The following is an 18424-nucleotide window of genomic DNA, read 5'->3' as shown; positions in this document are numbered from 1 at the left end:
CTCCAAAATATGTACTGATCATGTGTTTAAGATTGCTTCAGGCTGTTGTGGCCAGCATTGACGGGCGGTTTTCAATTTCGGAAAACCATGTGCCTAAAGCCGGATGACTTGCGCGCCACGCAAGATCTGCATAACGAAAATCGAGGTAAGCGAGCATGGCGGCTACAGCGATAGAGCCGGCATGAAAACCTTGTTTCATAAGCACCAGCCAGCGCTGCTCAAGATCATCAAGACCGGCTTTGATTTTAGCCAGCTGCGCATCAACCCAGTCCTGCCAGCGCAAATTTTCAGGGCGCAGATGAGTTTCATAACGGCAAGTCAGCGCTGCATCGAGCATGCTATCGCCCAGTGCTTCCAGTGTCAGAACTGCAAATTCACTTTGATCTTTTGGATACACGGTTTCGCCAGTGCCGCCGATACGGTCAAAATAAAGAGAAATGACACGGGAATCATAAAGCGGTTGCCCGTCTGATAAAATGGCGCAAGGGGCTTTTCCGGACGGATTATAGGCCAGAATACGGGCATCCGGTCGCGTGGGAATAGGCAGGGTGTCGACCAGTTGAATATGATCTGCAATGCCGCGTTCATGAGCAATGATCAGTGCCTTGCGGGCATAAGGCGAGGCCGCAGCATAGAGAAGTGTAATTTTGGACATGTCGTCTCCGTAAAGCGTTGCATGTACAGGCTGGTGTAGCTTGCGTGGCAAATACTATGATCACTAAATAGGCTTGAGCGAGCGCTGTGACTAAACTCAGGCATAATCCGTTTCGCAATTATCGCTGACAAGGTGCCGGCTTATAATTCAGGCACGCGGTACAGGGCGGTCCTGCCATGCGTAATAGCGGGTAACAACCGGGCCCGATAATGGCCGCAGCGCACGCGCATAGCTTGGGAGTTTGGGAAATTCACCTTGCGCAAAAACACTATCCGGCACCTTGTCATCCAGTATCCAGCGTGCTGCCAGACGCCCAAGATAAGGCGCTAGCGCCAGACCGGTAAAACTATAGCCAATGGCGTAATGTATGCCGTTATTGACACCGAGATGCGGTACAAGATCAAGGCTGGCGGCGCAGCGGCCGGTCCATACATGCGAAATTTTTGTTTCTGCAAGTTCCGGAAATAAATAGCTCATGTCACTATGGATTGCGCGGGCAACACGCTGCAGAGATCCCGACAGTGCCGGTAAGGGCTTTCGGCCGCTACGGGCGCCAAAGATCAGCCGCTTACCATCCGGAGATATTTGAAAATACCGTGTGGCACGGGAGTTATCGATTGTAGTGCGGTTGTTAGGACAAAGCCGTGCAAGCAAATCCGCAGGAAGCTCTTCCGTTGCAATCATATAGGCATTGATGGGCAGCAAGCGCTGATAGGCAAAGGGCATTTCACTGCCGCTATAACCGTTTGTGGCCATAACCACATTTTTGCAAAAAATTGTACCGTGTGGCGTATGCACATGATGGCCGTCTTTTTCACGCACAGTACCGGTAACCCGCACATGGCTGAAAAATTGCGCGCCAGCCTGAGCTGCACGAGTGACCATGGCGGCAGTATATTTGGCCGGATTGATTGCCGCACTGTCTTCAACAATCACACCGCCATAAAACTGCTGAGATCCGGTGGAAAACGCCGTATTGTGATCCAGCAATGTTACTTTTTCACCCAGATATGTGGCGCGTGCTTCATATTCTTTCAGTAACCGCCCCAGAAAGTCCGGACGCAAAGATCCGATAAAGCGGCCGGATGGACGATAATCACATTGGAAATTCTCTCCGGTGATTCTGTCTGTCGCTTCGCGGTAAATACGCTCTAATTCGCCAAAATAATTATCGGCAACCGTTTGCCCCGCAGCTTTTTTCAATAACAGATAGGACTGACGGTTACCTTTACCAAGCATACCGGCATTGCGCGATGATGCTCCGCCGCCAATCTCACCCTGATCGAGAACGATGACCGAGCGGCCGGATTTTGCGAGTTCATATGCGGCAGATGTACCGGTTAAGCCTGAACCAATCACTACAATATCAGCAGATTTAGGTAAAAGATCTGATGTGTTAAACAGTGTTTTCGGCTGATCTTCTGTCCAGAAATTTGCCTCACGGAAATTATCCGTAAAAATCGAATTACGCATTTACTTGTTCCAAATGACGGGAGAGTAATGAGAAAATGGCGTTGGTTAAGCGGATTTCCGGTTGCGGGTATGATCTGCCCAGCCGTAATAATTGATAACCATACGCGCTGCTAAACTATCAAAAGCGCGTGCCGGCCACATGGTCCGCGGGAAGCGCCGCTCTGCAAAGCTGGTTTCAGTATCACTTGTACGTAATATGCGTCTTGCTGCTTTCTCTCCGAGCCATGGCGCCATAGCGAGACCGGAGAAACAATAACCAAGCGCATAATGCATGCCTTCATACGTGCCGACATGCGGATACATATCCCATGTCACGCCACAACGGCCGCCCCATGCATTCGAGATCTTGACATCGTGAAGCTGGGGAAAAATATAGGCAATGTCGCTATGCACAGTTCTGGCTATATCCGCCATAGAATTGCCTGGCAGTACACCGGTACGGGCCCCAAACAACAAACGGCGACCGCAAGGAGAGAGCCGGATACTCATAGGCCGGCGCGTATTATCAATATATGTGCGATTATGTGGCAGAATGGACTGGGCTTGCTCAGGCGATAATTCTTCAGTTGCCACAATATACGTTTCAATCGGCAAGAGGCGACGGTTGAGATAAGGTACGAGATTGCCGCCATAGCCATTGGTGGCTATAAAAACATCGCGCGCCTCAACATGACCGGATGGTGTTTGAACTGTGAAGTGCTGACCATTTTTTTTAATGGATGTTACCGGCGTCCAGCCCTCAATCTTTGCGCCTGCCTTCTTGGCGCGCTCAATCATTGCGCGTGTGTAAAGTGCTGGATGCAGGGAGGCATTATCTTTCACATATACGCCACCCACATAATGCGGTGAGCCCATTTCACTTTCAGGTGTTTCGCGCACAATTTGTACATCCTCACCAAGATGTTTGGCTCTGGCCTCATATTCACGGGCAAGCCTGTCAAAATGCGCTGGTGTCAGTGCGCCGACAAAGCGGCCGTTTTGCTGATACTGACATGCAATATCCTCTTCATGGATACGGTCACGGGTATGGCAGAAAACCTGCTGAAGCTCTTGAAAAAACTCAACCGCTTTAGCTGTTCCAACACTGTCCACAAGTCCTAGAAAGGAGTGTTTGGTATTGCGCCCCAGCATGCCGGCATTGCGGGAAGACGCGCCATAGCCAGGTTCTTTTGCATCAAGTACCAAGACGTCACGACCAGCTTTTGCAAGTTCAGCTGCAGCTGATACGCCAGTGAGGCCTGCGCCGACAATCACAACATCAACACGTTTTGGCAGTGATGCAGCGGGTGCGCTTTTGGGTTGTGGTGCCGATGTGATCCAATATGGCTCGGTGGTGAAAGACTGACTAAGATTACCTTGGGTCAAGCTTCGGGCCCCTCATTTTATTATAATATTTATAGTGTTTCATTATGTGCAACGCGATGCACAATATACAACGCATTAAGCAGCGTCGTCAATCAGATTGCACGTTTGGTTTCATGACAATATGAAGCAGCTGAAGGTAAATTATTGTGTTGTTTTAAGCGATAGCAAGCCCGCCGCAGACCCGTTGCTACGATATTCGGGACGGTTCTTGTCATAAAAGACTCAGATTGTCAGCGGATTCGGCATGACAGAAAACACTGTTCCGACAATCTGTCTATTTATGCTTTAGGCAGGTAGAGAAGCTCATCAGCGATTTTGTTTTTGAAATTCAGGAGGGCAGAAACGATGGCATATTCGTCGCTATGCTGTTCATTGGTCAAAAATGCGACGCCTATCGAGATTGTCAAATCGTCTCGTATTTTTAGTGCGACCGCATAGGATGCAATTCCATTGGCGAGTTCATTGCGTGAGATCGCATAGCCGTTGCTGCGGATAGTTTCGAGGTCTTTCAGCAAATCTTCTATATTGTCACGGGTATTATCTGCTGTTTTCTCCAAGGTGGCTGGTAAAGTTACACGCACCTGATCATCCGACATTTCCGAGAGTATAACTTTACCCATAGCACTCGCATGTGCTTGAATTCGTGTGCCAATATCCAAAGCGAGATATATCGGCGCGGCTCGTTTTCGTGTATTGATAATCATCACATCTGAGCGCTCAAGTACGCCAATGCACACTGTATGGCCGGTTAATTGCACAACGCTTTCAGCTTCAGATGTAATCCAGTTCAAGACGTCATAATTGTTGCGCGCGCGCATGCCGAATTGCAGCGCCAGAACGCCCGGACGGTATTTTTGGGTCAGCGGGCACTGTTCTAAAAGGCCGCCATCGCGCAAGGAGGCGAGCAAACGTGAGGCTGTAGAACGGTTAAGCGACAAGTGACGTCCGACCTCAGCAACGGAAACATCTTCACCGGAGCGAATCAGTAATTTGATGACGTTAACAACGTTTTCAGCGACTTTCATTTTCATTCCTTCGCAGAGGCAGAGCAGATTTGCCTCTTATATGGATTAACATCGCTTGTATGCCTGCCCCCAGGCAAGCTTGTTGTCGTTTTGGTACTCAAGTTTGTACGTATGTTTATTGACATGCCAAGCGTTATGATGCATTAATAGAAACATGTTGCATACTATGCACCATAATTCAATCATTAAAATAAAAAGCATAGGGGGAGTCACTATGCAAAAGATTGATATTTCGCGACGTAGTCTTTTAGGCGCTGTCGCTGGAGGAGTTACACTGGCTGCTGGCGCTTCGGTCATCACTATGACTGATGCACAAGCAGTTGAGGCAAAGCAACCGCTCAAGATCGGTCTCCTTGCTTCATTAACCGGATCTGCTGCAACTGCGGGTGCGCGCGTTGTTGCTGGTGCTGAAATTGCCCGCGATATGATCAATGAAGCTGGTGGTGTTGCCGGTCAACAGATCAGTTTTATCATTGAAGATACTGAATCCAACCCTAAGGCCGCAATGGATGCGGTTCATAAGCTGGTGGATATCGACAAGGTGCCGGTGGTGCTGGGCGAGCATTCAAGTGCGGTGACAATGGCAACCGGCGCTTATACCAACAGCAAAGGTGTGGTGCAGATCAATGTCGCGGCAACCGCCGTGGGCCTGCGTAAAATCGGCCCTAACATGTTTTCTATGCTGCCGACCGATGAGTTTACTGCGATGGCGCTGGCCAAGCTTGCACTTGAAGATTCTGGTGGCAAGCGGGTTTCTATTATTACCACCAATGACAGCTTCGGCATGAGCGCATCGGAGGAAATTAAAACCCAGCTTGAAAAATTGGGCGGTCAGGTTGTGGCGCTGGTGCCAATCGAGCCTAAGCGCACTGATTACCGCGCAGAATTACAGCGCGTTTTTGCGCCTTCCCCTGATGCGGTCATTTCCATTGTCTTTTTTGAAACTGCGCGTGCCGTGCATTTGCAAGCCTATGAGATGGGTTTCTACGAGCAGCTTAAAGGCCATTGGTACGCAGCCTATATTAATCTGGCTTCCGAGCCATCTATTCCTGAGACTGTTGAAGGCCTGAAGGGTATTATCAATCAGGGCGCAAGTTCTGAAGATTTTACGCGAATTTATCGTGAAAAGCTCAAAGACCCGCAGGCAACACCATCCGTCTATGCACTGCTTGCCTATGATGCGGTATGGGTAACTGCCCTTGCCACAGCAATGGCGGGGCAATTTACAGCGGATGCGATCAGGCCGTTTATTCCTGTCGCAGCTTCGATTTATCGCGGACTTTCAAGTGATAATAAGACGCTGGATGCAGACGGCATTCCAATTTCTCAAAGCTTTGCTTTCAAAATTTCACAGAGCGGTAAGCTTGTCGACTATGTCGGCAGCAAAGGCTGATACAGCCTTAAACCATCCGTCTCTCTTAAATAGCCCGCCGCTATGCGGCGGGTTAATCGCCGGAGCTTGCGCATTTTCCAATCAAAGCGGGGCAACTCTGCTTATGTGAATTATGCAACAGGCTCAAAATTTAGAGCGACATAACAATCTGAACGTCAATCTATCCGCTCTATTCCTCTCCGGTTGCGGTTCACCGCTGCCGTTCCTTATTCATCTGCGAGACAATATCATGACCAATCTTCCTAACTTCGACAATCCGCGCAAACTCAAGCTCACTGCGGCACGCCGCGCCATCATTCGCCAAAACGGTTTTACGGGCGAGCAGCTGGTATTCCCGATGTCGGTGGATGCTAATATCTCTGAGCCTGTTGCTGTTAACAAGATGCCGGGCGTTTTCCGTTATTCTATTGATGCAGCTGTCGAAAAAGCCAAGGAACTGGTTGAGCTCGGTGTAGGCGGAGTTTATCTGATCGGTATTCCTGCAAAGCGTGATGGTGTGGCATCCGATGCGTGGTCTGATACCGGCGTTGTCGCAGAAACAACACGCCGCATCCGTGAAGCGGTTGGTGATAAGCTGCTGATCGTTGGCGATAGCTATTTTGGTTATTTCACCGATCATCAGGTGGGTGGCGTGCTGGATGCTAACCAGAAGATCGACAATGTTGCTACCCGCGATGCGTTGAGAAAAATCGCTGTCACCTGGGCAAAAGCCGGTATTGATGTGCTGTGTTGCTCAACAATGGTTGATGGCCGTGTGGCCGCTGTGCGTGAAGCGCTGGATGCGGAAGGCTTTGACGATATTATCCTGATGTCGTCGGTCAAATTCAACTCGGCCTTTTTCAAAGCCGGCACTGATTTTACCGGCACCGGCCAGAGCTATGGTTATGATAAAAGCGTTTATTATATTGAGCCTGGCAATATTGACGATGCGATCCGCATTGCCAAAGCCGATGTAGAGCAGGGCGCCGACATGATCAATGTCAAGCCGGCTACACCATATCAGGATGTGATCCGTACACTGAAAGATAAGTTCGGCCTGCCGGTCTCAGCCTTCAGCATCAGCGGTGATTATGCGATGGTTGAATATGGCGCTGAAAATGCCGGTCTTTCCAGCGCTGCCTGCTCGGCAGAACTGATGACAAGCTTCCGCCGCGCTGGTGCGGATTTCATGATTACCTATTGGGCGCCATTGCTCGCAAAAGCACTCAAAGACGCATAATTCTTGCTTCACTGATTCATCTGTCACGGTTGCAGAGCCAGTTTGCCCTGCAACCGTGATGACAAAATGGGAGTTGTCCGTTTGAGCCCTGTCAGTGTGAGGTACTCATGAAATGCTAGCAATGTCATTGATCAATTCGTTGACCTATGCTGCCCAACTTGGGCTACTGGCGATCAGCCTTTCTCTTGTATATTCTGTTTTAAAGCTTCCTAATTTTGCACAAGGCGAGTTGGCTATTGTCGCCGGTTACAGCGCCTATGCACTGATCCATGGTTTGGGCATGCCGCTGCTCGTTGCCGCATTAATCGCTATTCCGATTGCCGGTTTTGCCGGTATTGTGATGGACAAAATGGTGTTTCGCCATTTGCGCACAGCCTCGGTTTTAACCTTGATGATCGTGTCTTTCGGGATATCCATCATCATGCAAAATGGTAGTCAGGCCATTTTTGGACCCAACAATCTCAATCTTGAAAACCGCCTGCCTAAAATCTTTGTTTGGGGGCCGATCCGCATTACTGATGTGCAGATAGCGATTATTGCTATTGCTGCAGCAACTGTGATTGCGATGCATTTTCTGCTGTTTTACACCAAGCTTGGCCGCTCTATCCGTGCTGTGTCTGCAGATCCTTCACTGGCCAGCGCGCGCGGGATCAACTCTAATCGCACCATCTTGCATGTCTGGTTTATCAGCGGATGTATCGCTGGTATCTGCGGTATTTTGTTTACGCTTGAACTTGGTGTTCGCCCGACTGCTGGCAGTGAGCTGATGCTGGCGGCATTTGCGGCAGTTACGCTTGGCGGCGTTGGCGGCATGTATGGCGCATTATTAGGGGCATTGCTGATTTCTCTGGCTGAGAATCTGCTGCTTTCTATTAATTTTGCACCTCTGTTTAAAACCCTTGGTCTTGTTGGTGAAGATACATATTTTCTGGCGATACCAACCGGTTACAAAATGGCAATCATGTTCACTATTCTCATGGTTACGTTGTATCTGCAGGCCCGCCCGCTGCGTGGCCGCTTTAAACCCTTCTCCCGTAAAAACGCAGTTCGTAAAAAGACCGGAGATGCGACATGGAATACATAAATATCGCGCTACATCTTTTAACGATGAGCGCTATCTACGCCATCGCCACAGCGGGGCTTAATATTCAGTTTGGTTTTGCAGGGCTTGCTAATTTTGGCGTTGCGGGTTTTTTCGGAACCGGCGCCTATATTTCTGCCATTCTCAGTTTAGCCGGTGTTCCATTTGGTGTTGCTGCCATCTGCGCAATATTGGGTGCGGCTCTGATTGGTTGGGGGCTCGCCTCGGTTATCGCATCGCTGAAAGCGGGGCACTGGGCGATTGCAACAATCGCATTTGGCGAAATTGCACGTCTCATTGTTACCAATGAAAGCTGGCTTACCAAAGGAACTTTCGGCATTGAAGGCATTCCGCGTCCGCTTTCGAGCTATATACCCGAAACCGTGTATCCCTATGCTTATCTTGCTATGGTGCTGGTTATTCTTGCGGCGGTGGTATGGTTTTGCACAGCGCTTAAACATTCGCCCTTTGGCCGTGATTTGCGCCTTGTGCGCGAGAATGAAGACCTCGCACTGTCGCTGGGAAAATCCGTGCATAAATTGCGGGCGCTGACACTGGCTGTCGGTTGCGGATTAATGGGTTTATCCGGTTCACTTTATGCGTCCTATGTCACCTTTATTTCACCCGACGATATGACATTGGTCCTGACATTGCTGGTTTGGACGATGCTGATTGTGGGTGGTAAGGGCAATATAACCGGCTCGATCATCGGTGTTGTTTTGATCGTCGCTCTCTATAATTCAACGCGTTATCTCAAAGACTATCTGCCAATTGATGGCGATGTGCTGGGAGCGTTGCGCCTTGTTGCGATTGGTCTGTTGTTGATTGTGATGATGATCCGCCGCCCTGCAGGGCTGCTTCCTGAAACACGGAGGGCATTCTGATATGATGCATGTTACCTCCGTCACCAAAACATTTGGCGGCCTTACAGCACTTTGCGATGTATCGATTGATCTGCCACAACAAAAAATCATCGGGCTGGTTGGTCCGAACGGCTCCGGTAAAAGCACTTTATTTGCCGTTATCTCAGGCTTTCTTGAGGCGGATGCCGGTCAGGTTTCTCTCAAGGGACGCGAGATTTGCGGCGAGCGTCCCGAAGTGATTGCCCGTATGGGGCTTTGCCGTACGTTCCAGCTGCAGCCTGATACCAAATTCCTGACCGTTGAAGAAAGTATTCTGGCATCATTCCCCAAACAATCAGCATCGCTCTTTGATGCTTTGTTCAGGCGCGGTTCTATCCGTCGTCAGGAAGCAGTCCTGCGGGATAAAGCCCGGCAATTGCTGGAAGAGTTCGAAATAGCCCATATTGCAGATGAATATTGCGGGTCTATTTCCGGCGGCCAGCAAAAACTCCTCGCTATAGCCCGGGCTATGGCCACGGGTGCCGAGGTGATTTTGCTTGATGAACCGGCAGCAGGCGTCAATCCGGTTCTTCGTGATCGCATTGCCGGGATGCTGCGCCAGATGCGTGATGTGCATGGCAAGACTATTTTGCTGGTTGAGCACGATATGCGCTTCGTGGGGCAGGTCTGCGACGATATCTATGTGCTTGATGCAGGAAAACTGATCGCTTCCGGCAATTATGAAACCATCCGGACTAATCCGGCTGTGCTTGAGGCCTATCTGGGTCGTGCACGGGATCTTCGCTGAGGGCAGATATGAGTAACGGTATCATCTTAAATGCGGAAGGTATCCGCGCAGGCTATGGCGCCAATGAGATTCTGTTCGGCATCAATATGAAGGCGGAGACCGGTAAGATTGTTACGATTATTGGTCCCAATGGCTGCGGTAAATCTACTTTTCTTAAAACCCTGATCGGGCTTGTTCCGTGGGCTAAAGGCAAGTTGGAATTTGATGGCAAAGACATTCTTGGGCTGTCGCCCGAGAAACGGTCGGCTGCGGGTATTTCTTATGTGCCGCAACTTTCAGGTGTCTTCGCCTCGCTGACAGTTTTGGAAAATTTGCAGCTTGGCGCATGGTCGCTTTCAAAAGCACAGGCAAAAACCAAAATTGATGAACTCATCCAAACCTTTCCGGTCTTGAAGCGTTTTTTAAACCGTCATGCGGGCGTGCTAAGTGGCGGGGAACGCCAGATTGTAGCGCTCAGTGCAGCCTTAATGACCGATCCGCGGTTATTGTTGATTGATGAACCGTCTGCAGGCCTGTCACCGGTCGCAGCAGCAGGGATTTTTGATCACATTGAGAGCCTGCGCTCATCTGAGCGTGCCATTATGATTGTTGAGCAAAATGCCCAGATTTCACTTTCCATATCGGATTGGGGCTATGTCCTTGCCGGAGGGTTAAATGAGTTCGACGGTACGCCTGAAGATATTCTGGGTAATGAAAAAGTGCGCAAAGCCTATCTGGGAGGATAATCTTTTTAAGCTGTAGCGAAATACTCTCCGCAGTCTGATCGGCAAATTCTGAGCTTTCCTGTCAACGCATGTTATGCGAAAGAAGAGGCGGAATAGGTTTGATATGAGATTGCGGAGACGGCTATGGATGTGAATAACGTAAGAGACCGGTTGATTGTAGGTCTTGATGTGCCGGATATCGGCGCGGCAGAAGCTGTGGTTGAAGAGCTGGGTGATACGGTCTCTTTTTATAAAATCGGCTATCAGCTGGTGTTCTCACAAATGGCGCATGATACATATAGTACAGGGGCTGGTAGTACGGGGGCTGGCGGGCTTGATTTTGCTTCGCGCCTGCTCGGCATGGGCAAAAAAGTATTCCTCGACGTTAAATTACTGGATATCGATAATACCATTGCTAAAGGCGTGGAAAATATCGCCAAGCGCGGCGTAACTATGATGACCCTGCACGCCTATCCGAAAGCAATGCGTGCCGCTGTGCAAGCCGCCAAAGGCTCTGATCTGTGCTTGCTTGGCGTAACAGTACTAACCTCTATGGATCAGGCTGATATGTTGGAAGCCGGTTACAGCGGTACACCGGAACAGCTGGTATTGCGCCGTGCACAGCAGGCCTATGATGCCGGAATGGGGGGCATTGTTGCTTCTGCGGCCGAATCGGCCGCTATTCGTGCAGTGGTTGGTCAGGACATGGCTATTGTTACCCCGGGTATTCGCCCGAGTGGCAGTGAAGCCGGTGACCAGAAGCGGGTGATGACACCAGCAGATGCATTGCGTGCCGGATCAAGCCATCTGGTGGTGGCGCGTCCGATTATTGGTGCTGCAGACCGCAAGGCGATGGCACAAAAAATATTGGAAGAAATGGCTGCAGCTGTTTAAAATTGGGATGCGAATATGACAAAAGCATATTGGATTGCCCGTGTGGATGTGCGCGATGCGGAGCGTTACAAAGATTATGTAGCTGGCGCAAAACCTGCATTCGAGCGCTATGGCGCCAATTTCATTGCCCGTGGCGGTGTTGCACATGCAGTCGAAGGTGAAGGCCGCGCCCGCAATGTCATTATCGAATTTCCGAGCATGCAAGATGCGCTGGATTGCTATAATTCGCCTGAATATCAGGCTGCGGCGGCTATCCGCCAGACAGTGGCTGACGGTGAAATTATTATCGTTGAAGGCAATGCCCCCTGACCCTGATCAGCTCGTAACAAGGCATACCCAACTCTTCTCAACACAAGTTGCAGACATGTCTGAAGGCGGACTGTAACAAGATTATAAATACCGGCCTTTACTGGCCGGTATTTTGCATTAAATATGCAATGAATATTAAAGCATTTCACGCTCAAGCTGGTTCAGTTTGAACGGCATGATAATGCGTTCACTAAAAAACATTGAGAGCAGCCGCTACGATCCGCTATGGGCGTGAGGCGCTCTGGTGAAATTCGGATTACAGAGGGCATCATGGCTTTGAAAATTGCGGTTCAGATGGACCATATCAACTCCATTCGTATCGCGGGCGATACCAGCTTTGCTTTGTGCCTTGCGGCAGCTGAGCGTGGCCATGAACTTTACCATTATACGCCGGACCGGCTTTCAATGCGTGATGGCGTGGTCAGTGCGGCACTGGAGCCTTTGCAGGTGCGCGATATTGAGGGTGATCATTTCACACTCGGCGCTGCCGTCCATACAGACCTGTCGGAAATGGATGTTATCCTGCTGCGTCAGGATCCGCCTTTTGACATGAACTATATCACCACAACACATCTTCTGGAGCGTATTCACCCCAAAACGCTGGTGGTGAATGATCCGGCATGGGTGCGCAACAGCCCTGAGAAAATCTTTGTGACTGAATTTCCGGATCTGATGCCGGAAACACTGATCACCAAAGATTTGCAGGAAGTGCTTAAATTCCGCAAAGAGTTTGGTGATATTATTATCAAGCCGCTTTACGGTAATGGCGGTGCGGGTGTGTTCCATCTGACCAGTGATGACCGCAATCTGACCTCACTGCTGGAAATGTTCGAGCAGATGTATCGCGAGCCGTTTATTGCCCAGCGCTACCTGAAAGATGTGCGTGCGGGTGACAAGCGCATTATCCTGATTGATGGCGTGGCTGTTGGTGCATTGAACCGCATTCCTGCCGAAAGCGATGCCCGTTCCAATATGCATGTTGGTGGCCGCGCGGAAGCAACGGTTTTGACCGAGCGTGAAAAAGAAATTTGTGCCCGTATCGGCCCGTCCTTAAAAGAGCGCGGTTTTATTCTCGTTGGTATTGATGTGATCGGCGATTACATGACTGAAATCAACGTGACGTCGCCAACCGGTATTCGTGAGATCAAGCGTTTTGGCGGTGCTGATATTGCTCATCTGTTCTGGGATGCTGTGGAAGCAAAACGCGCCTGACCAGCACATACTTCAATTTAACTAATTGATATAATTAATAAAACACCAGAAGCTCATTTGCAGCTCTGGTGTTTTTGTTTGTTGCGGCTGTGCATTTCCCCTGTTTAAACTGACGCCACAGAGCATCAGGCGGGGGCCTCAAAATGATCGCACGGGTGAGTACGGTTGCTTTTCATGGCATCGAGGCCAAGCTCGTCGATGTGCAGGTGATGGCTGCACCTGGCAAGATGAGCATGTCGATTGTCGGCCTGCCGGATAAAGCTGTGGCTGAAAGCCGTGAGCGCGTGCAGGCGGCTTTGCATGCTTGTGGTCTTTCAATGCCCGTTAAAAAAGTAACCATTAATCTGGCGCCTGCAGATTTACCTAAAGAAGGCTCCCATTATGATCTGCCGATTGCCATGGGGCTGATGGTGGCAGTGGGGGCATTGCCGGAAGATTGCCTGAACGCTTATGTGGTTCTGGGCGAGCTTGCCTTGGATGGTACGATTGCACCGGTTGCCGGTGTGTTACCGGCGGCGATCACCGCCAATATTTTTGATAAAGGTCTGATTTGTCCTTATGCCTGCGGAGCTGAAGCCGCATGGGCCGATGCGCAGATGGATATTCTTAATCCGCGCAGCCTGATCGCACTGGCGAACCACTTCAGAGGCACACAAGTTATAGCGCGCCCGCAACCGGCCTTGCAGAGCTTTAATGAAAATTTAGGCTCCCTGCCTGATCTGTCGGATGTTAAGGGGCAGGAAACCGCGAAACGTGCACTTGAGGTCGCCGCTGCCGGTAATCATAATCTGTTATTTGTCGGCTCTCCGGGGTCAGGCAAATCAATGCTGGCACAAAGATTACCCGGAATTTTACCACCTTTATCCCCGCGTGAAATGTTGGATGTGTCGATGATCGCCTCAATATCCGGTACATTATCCGGCGGAAGGCTGACCGACCGGCGGCCATTTCGGGCGCCGCATCACTCCGCATCTATGGCGGCGATGGTTGGTGGCGGCCATAAAGCGCGGCCGGGTGAGATATCGATGGCGCATCATGGCGTTTTGTTTCTGGATGAGTTTCCGGAGTTTTCACCGCAGGTTCTGGACTCTTTGCGCCAGCCGCTGGAAACCGGCGAATGTCTGATTGCGCGCGTTAATCATCGTGTCAGCTATCCGGCGCGTTTTCAGCTGGTAGCAGCGATGAATCCGTGCCGGTGCGGCATGGCGAGTGAGCCGGGCTTTACCTGTGCAAGGGGGCCGCGCTGCCGCAGTGATTATCAGGCGCGGATTTCCGGCCCGCTGCTTGATCGCATAGATTTGCGGGTAGATGTCGCTGCGCTGAAACCCTCTGATCTGATTCTAACTACTGGTGCTGAAAGTAGCGCTATGGTGGCGCAGCGTGTGGCCGCGGCGCGTATGGTGCAGGAAAGCCGCTACCACGCGCTGGGCTGCGCCCATGTAACAACCAATGCCGGTTGCCCGCCCAATCTGCTAGAGGCAGTGGCCTCATTAAGTGCGGAGGGGCGTAAACTGCTTTACGATGTGAGTGAAAAACTGAGATTATCGGCCCGTGCCTATCACAGAGTTTTGAAAGTCGCACGCACAGTCGCTGATCTTGACGGCTCCACGCATGTCGATCGTCAGCATTTGGCTGAGGCGGTGTCTTATCGCGGTGTTGCGGAATGGGTGACTGTGTAAAGAACGGGGAGCGTGGCTGTTATTTGATTGCGCCGACAACCAGATTGCTTGGTGTTTCAATAGAAACCCAGCGACCGGTATGATTGGCAGCCTGTCGCTTGAGGTAAGTGTAATCGGTTTCCTGCCAGTTTTTTACAGTGTCTGTCAGATTATCAAGAATGAAATCACCGCGATCCGTGCGCACGGTCAAAACGGCATGACCCTCGCCATCAGGTTTACGCAAAACTGTGATCAGTAGTGAGCTGAGCGGCACGCCGGCCTGCGCCAGTTCACGGCGCTTGAGCAAGACGTAATCTTCACAATCACCGGCAGTGACGGGATAAGCCCAATATTCTTCCTGCCCGTAGAGTTCTATATCCGTCATCGGGTGAATGCGGGCATTCACATCGGTGTTGATCTGAACAATTTTAGCCCAGACAGTCTGGTCGAGCTTGGCTGGTGCCGTTTGATTGAATGTAATATTGCATTCATTTGGCAGACGTTTGCACAATTCATAATGACCAATTGGCTGTGATGTCAGGCCACCGGTGGACATAAAAGGATTGTCTGCCTGTGCTGCAAGCGCTGGCTGCATTGCAAATCCAAGCGCACATGCCAAGCCTGCGGCTGACAGTGCCAGATTTTTAATGTTTACAAAACTGAACATACACAACGCCTCAGTCACAAGTCATTTATTAACAAAATATTAATATCTGTAACGTGTGAGAGTCAATTGTATGCAAGACACAGCACAGCTGTTTCTTAAAGAATGGTTAACGTGAAATTGGGGGGGGGGGCGTGAGCACAATATTTTCAGCGCATGCCCATATGAATAAGGCGCTTAAAGCTTGTTATAGCAAACATTGGTATGGCCGGCATTGATGAAGCCGAGCTGCTTGGCAGCACCTTTTGAAAGGTCCAGCACCCGGCCTTTTATGAACGGGCCACGATCATTAATGCGCACGACAAGCGACTTGCCATTGCTCTGATTGGTCACCCGTACTTTACTGCCAAGTGGCAGGCTGCGATGTGCAGCAGTGAGACCGGCAGGGTTCATACGTTCACCTGATGCGGTCTTGGAGGTCAGGGCATACCATGAGGCGCGGCCGCAATTAACGGATGCGGCTTCAGCATGGTTGGCAGAGAGTGCTGAAATTATAAAAACAGCGGCAATGAAAGCAAATAAAGCAGGCAGGTGTTTCGTGCAGGTCGTCGTCATAGCTCGTACCATTGTCATCGCCTTGCGGTTGCATCCTGTTGATACGACTGGCTTGGCGTGACCGTTGTGACAGGCGGAAAAAGGAGCTGCAGATCAAACTACAAGGCATGAACCGGCCGGTCGTTAGCAAATGTCTGAAATATCAGAAGGTCAGATGTGCATTAGCAATGTAAATGTGTCATCGAAATGGTCATTAAAAGAATATATGTGGATATGAATTTTAGGTTAACAGTCTGTAAAATTACGTTATATTAAATATTAATCTGTATTTTGTGCTTTTATTTAACAAGTTTATACTTATGGATTTTATTTTAATACATAAGATAAATTATATATTATATAAATATGGCCCCATGGATTCAAAGATTCAAGAATTGTGCATGTTTATAAAGGGATTCAAAACTGAGTCTGGTATACTGAGGCGCAAAAATCATGCAATCTATGTTTGTATTCCAAGTGTAAAAACAGATGCGCACGCTGGCGCTAATTGTGGCGATAATGTGATTTTTCGGTGTTATCACATTTTTGAAAGCTGATTGCCTCTATCATCTTTTAAGTTTAGACCATGTTCACAGGGTTTTTGGCCATTATTTTTGCGTATTTTGCAGAATCGGGGGCTGTGATTAAGGTCGTTTCCCCCTTGAAGATTTTACTGCAACACTGAAGATTGCATCGGGTATTTTTTATGTCGCTTCCTCCATCTGATTTTGCTGGGCAACAGCAGGCTGATCCCATTGCGGAGCAATCGGCTGAAACTACCGCACAGCAGCCGTTAACAAGCCCTGAGGGCGTAGCGGCGTTGCAACAGGATGGCGATTTGTCAGCTAAGCCCGCCATTTTATTATCGGGGCCACAGCGTGCGCTGTATTTTTTCCTTGGTCTTGTTATGCTGTTGCTGGGGATCATCGGTGCCGTTCTGCCGGTCATGCCCACCACAATTTTTATCATTCTCGCGGCGTGGTTTTTTGCCCGCTCATCACCCAAGCTTGAAAAGCGCATTCTGGCACATCCGCATTTCGGACCTTTGGTGATTAAATGGCGTGACCGCGGCGCAATTCCGCGTCGGGCTAAAAAATTTGCCTGTGGCGGCATGATGGTTGGCTATGCGCTTTTCTTATGGAGTGCGCAGCCCGGCTTGTATTTGGCGGCAGGTGTTGCGGTTTTTATGTTGGCTTGTGCGTACTATGTGGTATCCCGACCAGAGGAGTAATATCCGCTGCCAGATCTGATTGGTCAGCGGGTATGGTATAATGAGGGAAGCTGTATGAACGACCTGAAGATCAATAATCTTACCCAGCCACGAATTAATCCGGTTATCTCTGCCCTGTCTTTTCCGCCTATTCCGGCAGTTAAAGCCTGGGCGCAGGCCTATAATGGCGCGCTTGGGCCAGTGATTGATTTATCGCAGGCCGTACCGGGATATCCGCCTCATGATGAAATGTTGCGTTTACTCGGCGTGGCAGCTTCATCAAAAGACTATGCAAGTTATGGCCCGATTGAGGGTGTGCCGGCTTTGCGTGAGGCCTATGCCAAACATGTCAGCGACGTTTATAATGCGCCGGTGAACGCGGCGCAGGTGCATATTACTGCCGGCTGTAATCAGGCATTTATTGCTGCCGTAATGGCGCTTGCAGGCGCCGGTGATACAGTGATGCTTAGCAATCCGCTTTATTTCAACCATGAAACCTCGCTCTCTATGCTTGGCATTAAGCTGGAGCTGATGCCTTGCCGTGCTGAAAACGGTTTTGTGCCTGATCCTGCAGAGTTGAAGATGCTGCTGCATTCAGGGGTTAAAGCGCTGGCGCTGGTCACCCCCAATAATCCGACCGGTGCGGTTTATTCACCGCAAGTGCTCAAGGAACTATATGATATTTGCCGTGATAATGGCACTTGGCTGATTGTGGATGAAACCTATCGGGATTTTCTGGATGATGCTGATGCAGCGCCGCACATGCTGTTTGATGAAAGCGATTGGGGCAATAATCTGATCCAGCTTTACAGCTTCTCAAAATCATTTTGTATTCCCGGGCACCGTCTTGGCGCAATCATTGCCGCAGAGAATGTGATTTATGAAATTGCCAAGATCATGGACAATCTGCAGATTTGTGCTCCGCAGCCACCGCAGGCTGCGATCGCTGAAGCCATTGAACCATTAACTGAATGGCGCAATGAAAATCGGCGTGAAATTGCCCGCCGTGCGCAGGCTCTGCGTATTGCAATTGGTGAGATGCCGGGCTGGGAAGCCATCGCAGTGGGGGCTTATTTCGCTTTTGTACGTCATCCTTTCGACGGTGTGGAATCGGCAGAAGTGTCTGAAAGACTGGCTAAGACCTGTGGTGTAATAACCATCCCCGGCGCTTATTTTGGTGAAGGTCAGCAGCAGTTCCTGCGGTTTGCATTTGCCAATGTTGATGCGGAAACCATTGCCGGTCTGCCACAGCGTATCGCTTCCCTCAGTTTTGACTGACAGGCCGGATTATATGCGCGCCCGGATTATATGCGCGCATTGTGCCGCATATAATCCGGTAGCGTTTAACTTGTTTCTTCCCCTATAGTGCGGATTGATC

The 18424-nt window shown here is 50.0% G+C and carries 18 protein-coding genes; 12 read left to right on the top strand and 6 right to left on the bottom strand.

The window, feature by feature from the left end; translation table 11 throughout:
* Nucleotides 1-37 precede the first annotated feature (37 nt).
* From MP213Fo_RS07325 to MP213Fo_RS07310, 4 genes are all read right to left on the bottom strand, one after another.
* The gene (locus tag MP213Fo_RS07325; RefSeq protein WP_421088429.1) at nucleotides 38-655 is read right to left on the bottom strand and encodes a glutathione S-transferase family protein; all 618 of its coding nucleotides are present in this window, start codon (nucleotides 653-655) and stop codon (nucleotides 38-40) included.
* Between the two features lie 147 nt (nucleotides 656-802).
* A complete protein-coding gene (locus MP213Fo_RS07320) occupies nucleotides 803-2128 on the bottom strand; it encodes an NAD(P)/FAD-dependent oxidoreductase (RefSeq protein ID WP_421088428.1) in 1326 nt (441 codons plus the stop codon).
* 45 nt (nucleotides 2129-2173) lie between these two features.
* A complete protein-coding gene (locus MP213Fo_RS07315) occupies nucleotides 2174-3493 on the bottom strand; it encodes an NAD(P)/FAD-dependent oxidoreductase (RefSeq protein WP_421088427.1) in 1320 nt (439 codons plus the stop codon).
* Between the two features lie 278 nt (nucleotides 3494-3771).
* On the bottom strand, nucleotides 3772-4518 hold the full coding sequence (locus MP213Fo_RS07310; protein WP_421088426.1) for an IclR family transcriptional regulator: 747 nt from the start codon (nucleotides 4516-4518) through the stop codon (nucleotides 3772-3774).
* 214 nt (nucleotides 4519-4732) lie between these two features.
* On the opposite strand from MP213Fo_RS07310, the gene MP213Fo_RS07305 reads away from it, so the two are divergent.
* The 10 genes from MP213Fo_RS07305 to MP213Fo_RS07260 all read left to right on the top strand — a co-directional run bounded on the left by MP213Fo_RS07305 (nucleotide 4733) and on the right by MP213Fo_RS07260 (nucleotide 14659).
* Nucleotides 4733-5911 (top strand): ABC transporter substrate-binding protein, encoded by a 1179-nt coding sequence (locus MP213Fo_RS07305; RefSeq protein ID WP_421088425.1) that lies wholly within the window; start codon nucleotides 4733-4735, stop codon nucleotides 5909-5911.
* A 229-nt stretch (nucleotides 5912-6140) separates the two neighbouring features.
* A complete protein-coding gene (locus MP213Fo_RS07300) occupies nucleotides 6141-7130 on the top strand; it encodes a hypothetical protein (RefSeq protein WP_421088424.1) in 990 nt (329 codons plus the stop codon).
* A 121-nt stretch (nucleotides 7131-7251) separates the two neighbouring features.
* On the top strand, nucleotides 7252-8214 hold the full coding sequence (locus MP213Fo_RS07295) for a branched-chain amino acid ABC transporter permease (protein WP_421088423.1): 963 nt from the start codon (nucleotides 7252-7254) through the stop codon (nucleotides 8212-8214).
* The gene (locus MP213Fo_RS07290) at nucleotides 8202-9095 is read left to right on the top strand and encodes a branched-chain amino acid ABC transporter permease (RefSeq protein ID WP_421090953.1); all 894 of its coding nucleotides are present in this window, start codon (nucleotides 8202-8204) and stop codon (nucleotides 9093-9095) included. Before MP213Fo_RS07295 ends, MP213Fo_RS07290 begins: the two co-directional genes overlap by 13 nt.
* A 1-nt stretch (nucleotide 9096) precedes the next feature.
* Nucleotides 9097-9861 (top strand): ABC transporter ATP-binding protein, encoded by a 765-nt coding sequence (locus MP213Fo_RS07285; protein ID WP_421090952.1) that lies wholly within the window; start codon nucleotides 9097-9099, stop codon nucleotides 9859-9861.
* An 8-nt stretch (nucleotides 9862-9869) separates the two neighbouring features.
* Nucleotides 9870-10586 carry an ABC transporter ATP-binding protein gene (locus tag MP213Fo_RS07280; protein ID WP_421090951.1) on the top strand — a complete coding sequence of 239 codons (717 nt, stop codon included), beginning with the start codon at nucleotides 9870-9872 and terminating at the stop codon, nucleotides 10584-10586.
* A 123-nt stretch (nucleotides 10587-10709) separates the two neighbouring features.
* A complete protein-coding gene (pyrF, locus tag MP213Fo_RS07275) occupies nucleotides 10710-11459 on the top strand; it encodes an orotidine-5'-phosphate decarboxylase (RefSeq protein ID WP_421090950.1) in 750 nt (249 codons plus the stop codon).
* A gap of 15 nt (nucleotides 11460-11474) precedes the next feature.
* Nucleotides 11475-11768, top strand: coding sequence for a DUF1330 domain-containing protein (locus tag MP213Fo_RS07270; protein WP_421090949.1), 294 nt, complete (start codon nucleotides 11475-11477; stop codon nucleotides 11766-11768).
* A gap of 270 nt (nucleotides 11769-12038) precedes the next feature.
* Complete coding sequence (gene gshB, locus MP213Fo_RS07265; RefSeq protein WP_421090948.1) at nucleotides 12039-12980, top strand: glutathione synthase; 942 nt, start codon at nucleotides 12039-12041, stop codon at nucleotides 12978-12980.
* Nucleotides 12981-13123: 143 nt separating this feature from the next.
* On the top strand, nucleotides 13124-14659 hold the full coding sequence (locus MP213Fo_RS07260; protein WP_421090947.1) for a YifB family Mg chelatase-like AAA ATPase: 1536 nt from the start codon (nucleotides 13124-13126) through the stop codon (nucleotides 14657-14659).
* A gap of 19 nt (nucleotides 14660-14678) precedes the next feature.
* Here the strand turns inward: MP213Fo_RS07260 and MP213Fo_RS07255 are convergent, their stop codons facing one another.
* Nucleotides 14679-15305: a transglutaminase-like cysteine peptidase gene (locus tag MP213Fo_RS07255; protein WP_421090946.1), complete on the bottom strand. Its 627-nt coding sequence runs from the start codon at nucleotides 15303-15305 to the stop codon at nucleotides 14679-14681.
* A 174-nt stretch (nucleotides 15306-15479) separates the two neighbouring features.
* On the bottom strand, nucleotides 15480-15869 hold the full coding sequence (locus MP213Fo_RS07250; protein ID WP_421090945.1) for a septal ring lytic transglycosylase RlpA family protein: 390 nt from the start codon (nucleotides 15867-15869) through the stop codon (nucleotides 15480-15482).
* A 673-nt stretch (nucleotides 15870-16542) separates the two neighbouring features.
* Here MP213Fo_RS07250 and MP213Fo_RS07245 point away from each other — a divergent pair.
* Both MP213Fo_RS07245 and MP213Fo_RS07240 read left to right on the top strand, forming a co-directional pair.
* A complete protein-coding gene (locus MP213Fo_RS07245) occupies nucleotides 16543-17067 on the top strand; it encodes a YbaN family protein (protein WP_421090944.1) in 525 nt (174 codons plus the stop codon).
* 54 nt (nucleotides 17068-17121) lie between these two features.
* Nucleotides 17122-18324 carry an aminotransferase gene (locus MP213Fo_RS07240; RefSeq protein WP_421090943.1) on the top strand — a complete coding sequence of 401 codons (1203 nt, stop codon included), beginning with the start codon at nucleotides 17122-17124 and terminating at the stop codon, nucleotides 18322-18324.
* Nucleotides 18325-18424 lie beyond the last annotated feature (100 nt).

This window comes from Pseudochrobactrum mosebachae, assembly GCF_048914685.1.
GTDB lineage: Bacteria > Pseudomonadota > Alphaproteobacteria > Rhizobiales > Rhizobiaceae > Pseudochrobactrum.
This window is presented reverse-complemented; position numbering and strand designations above follow the sequence as displayed.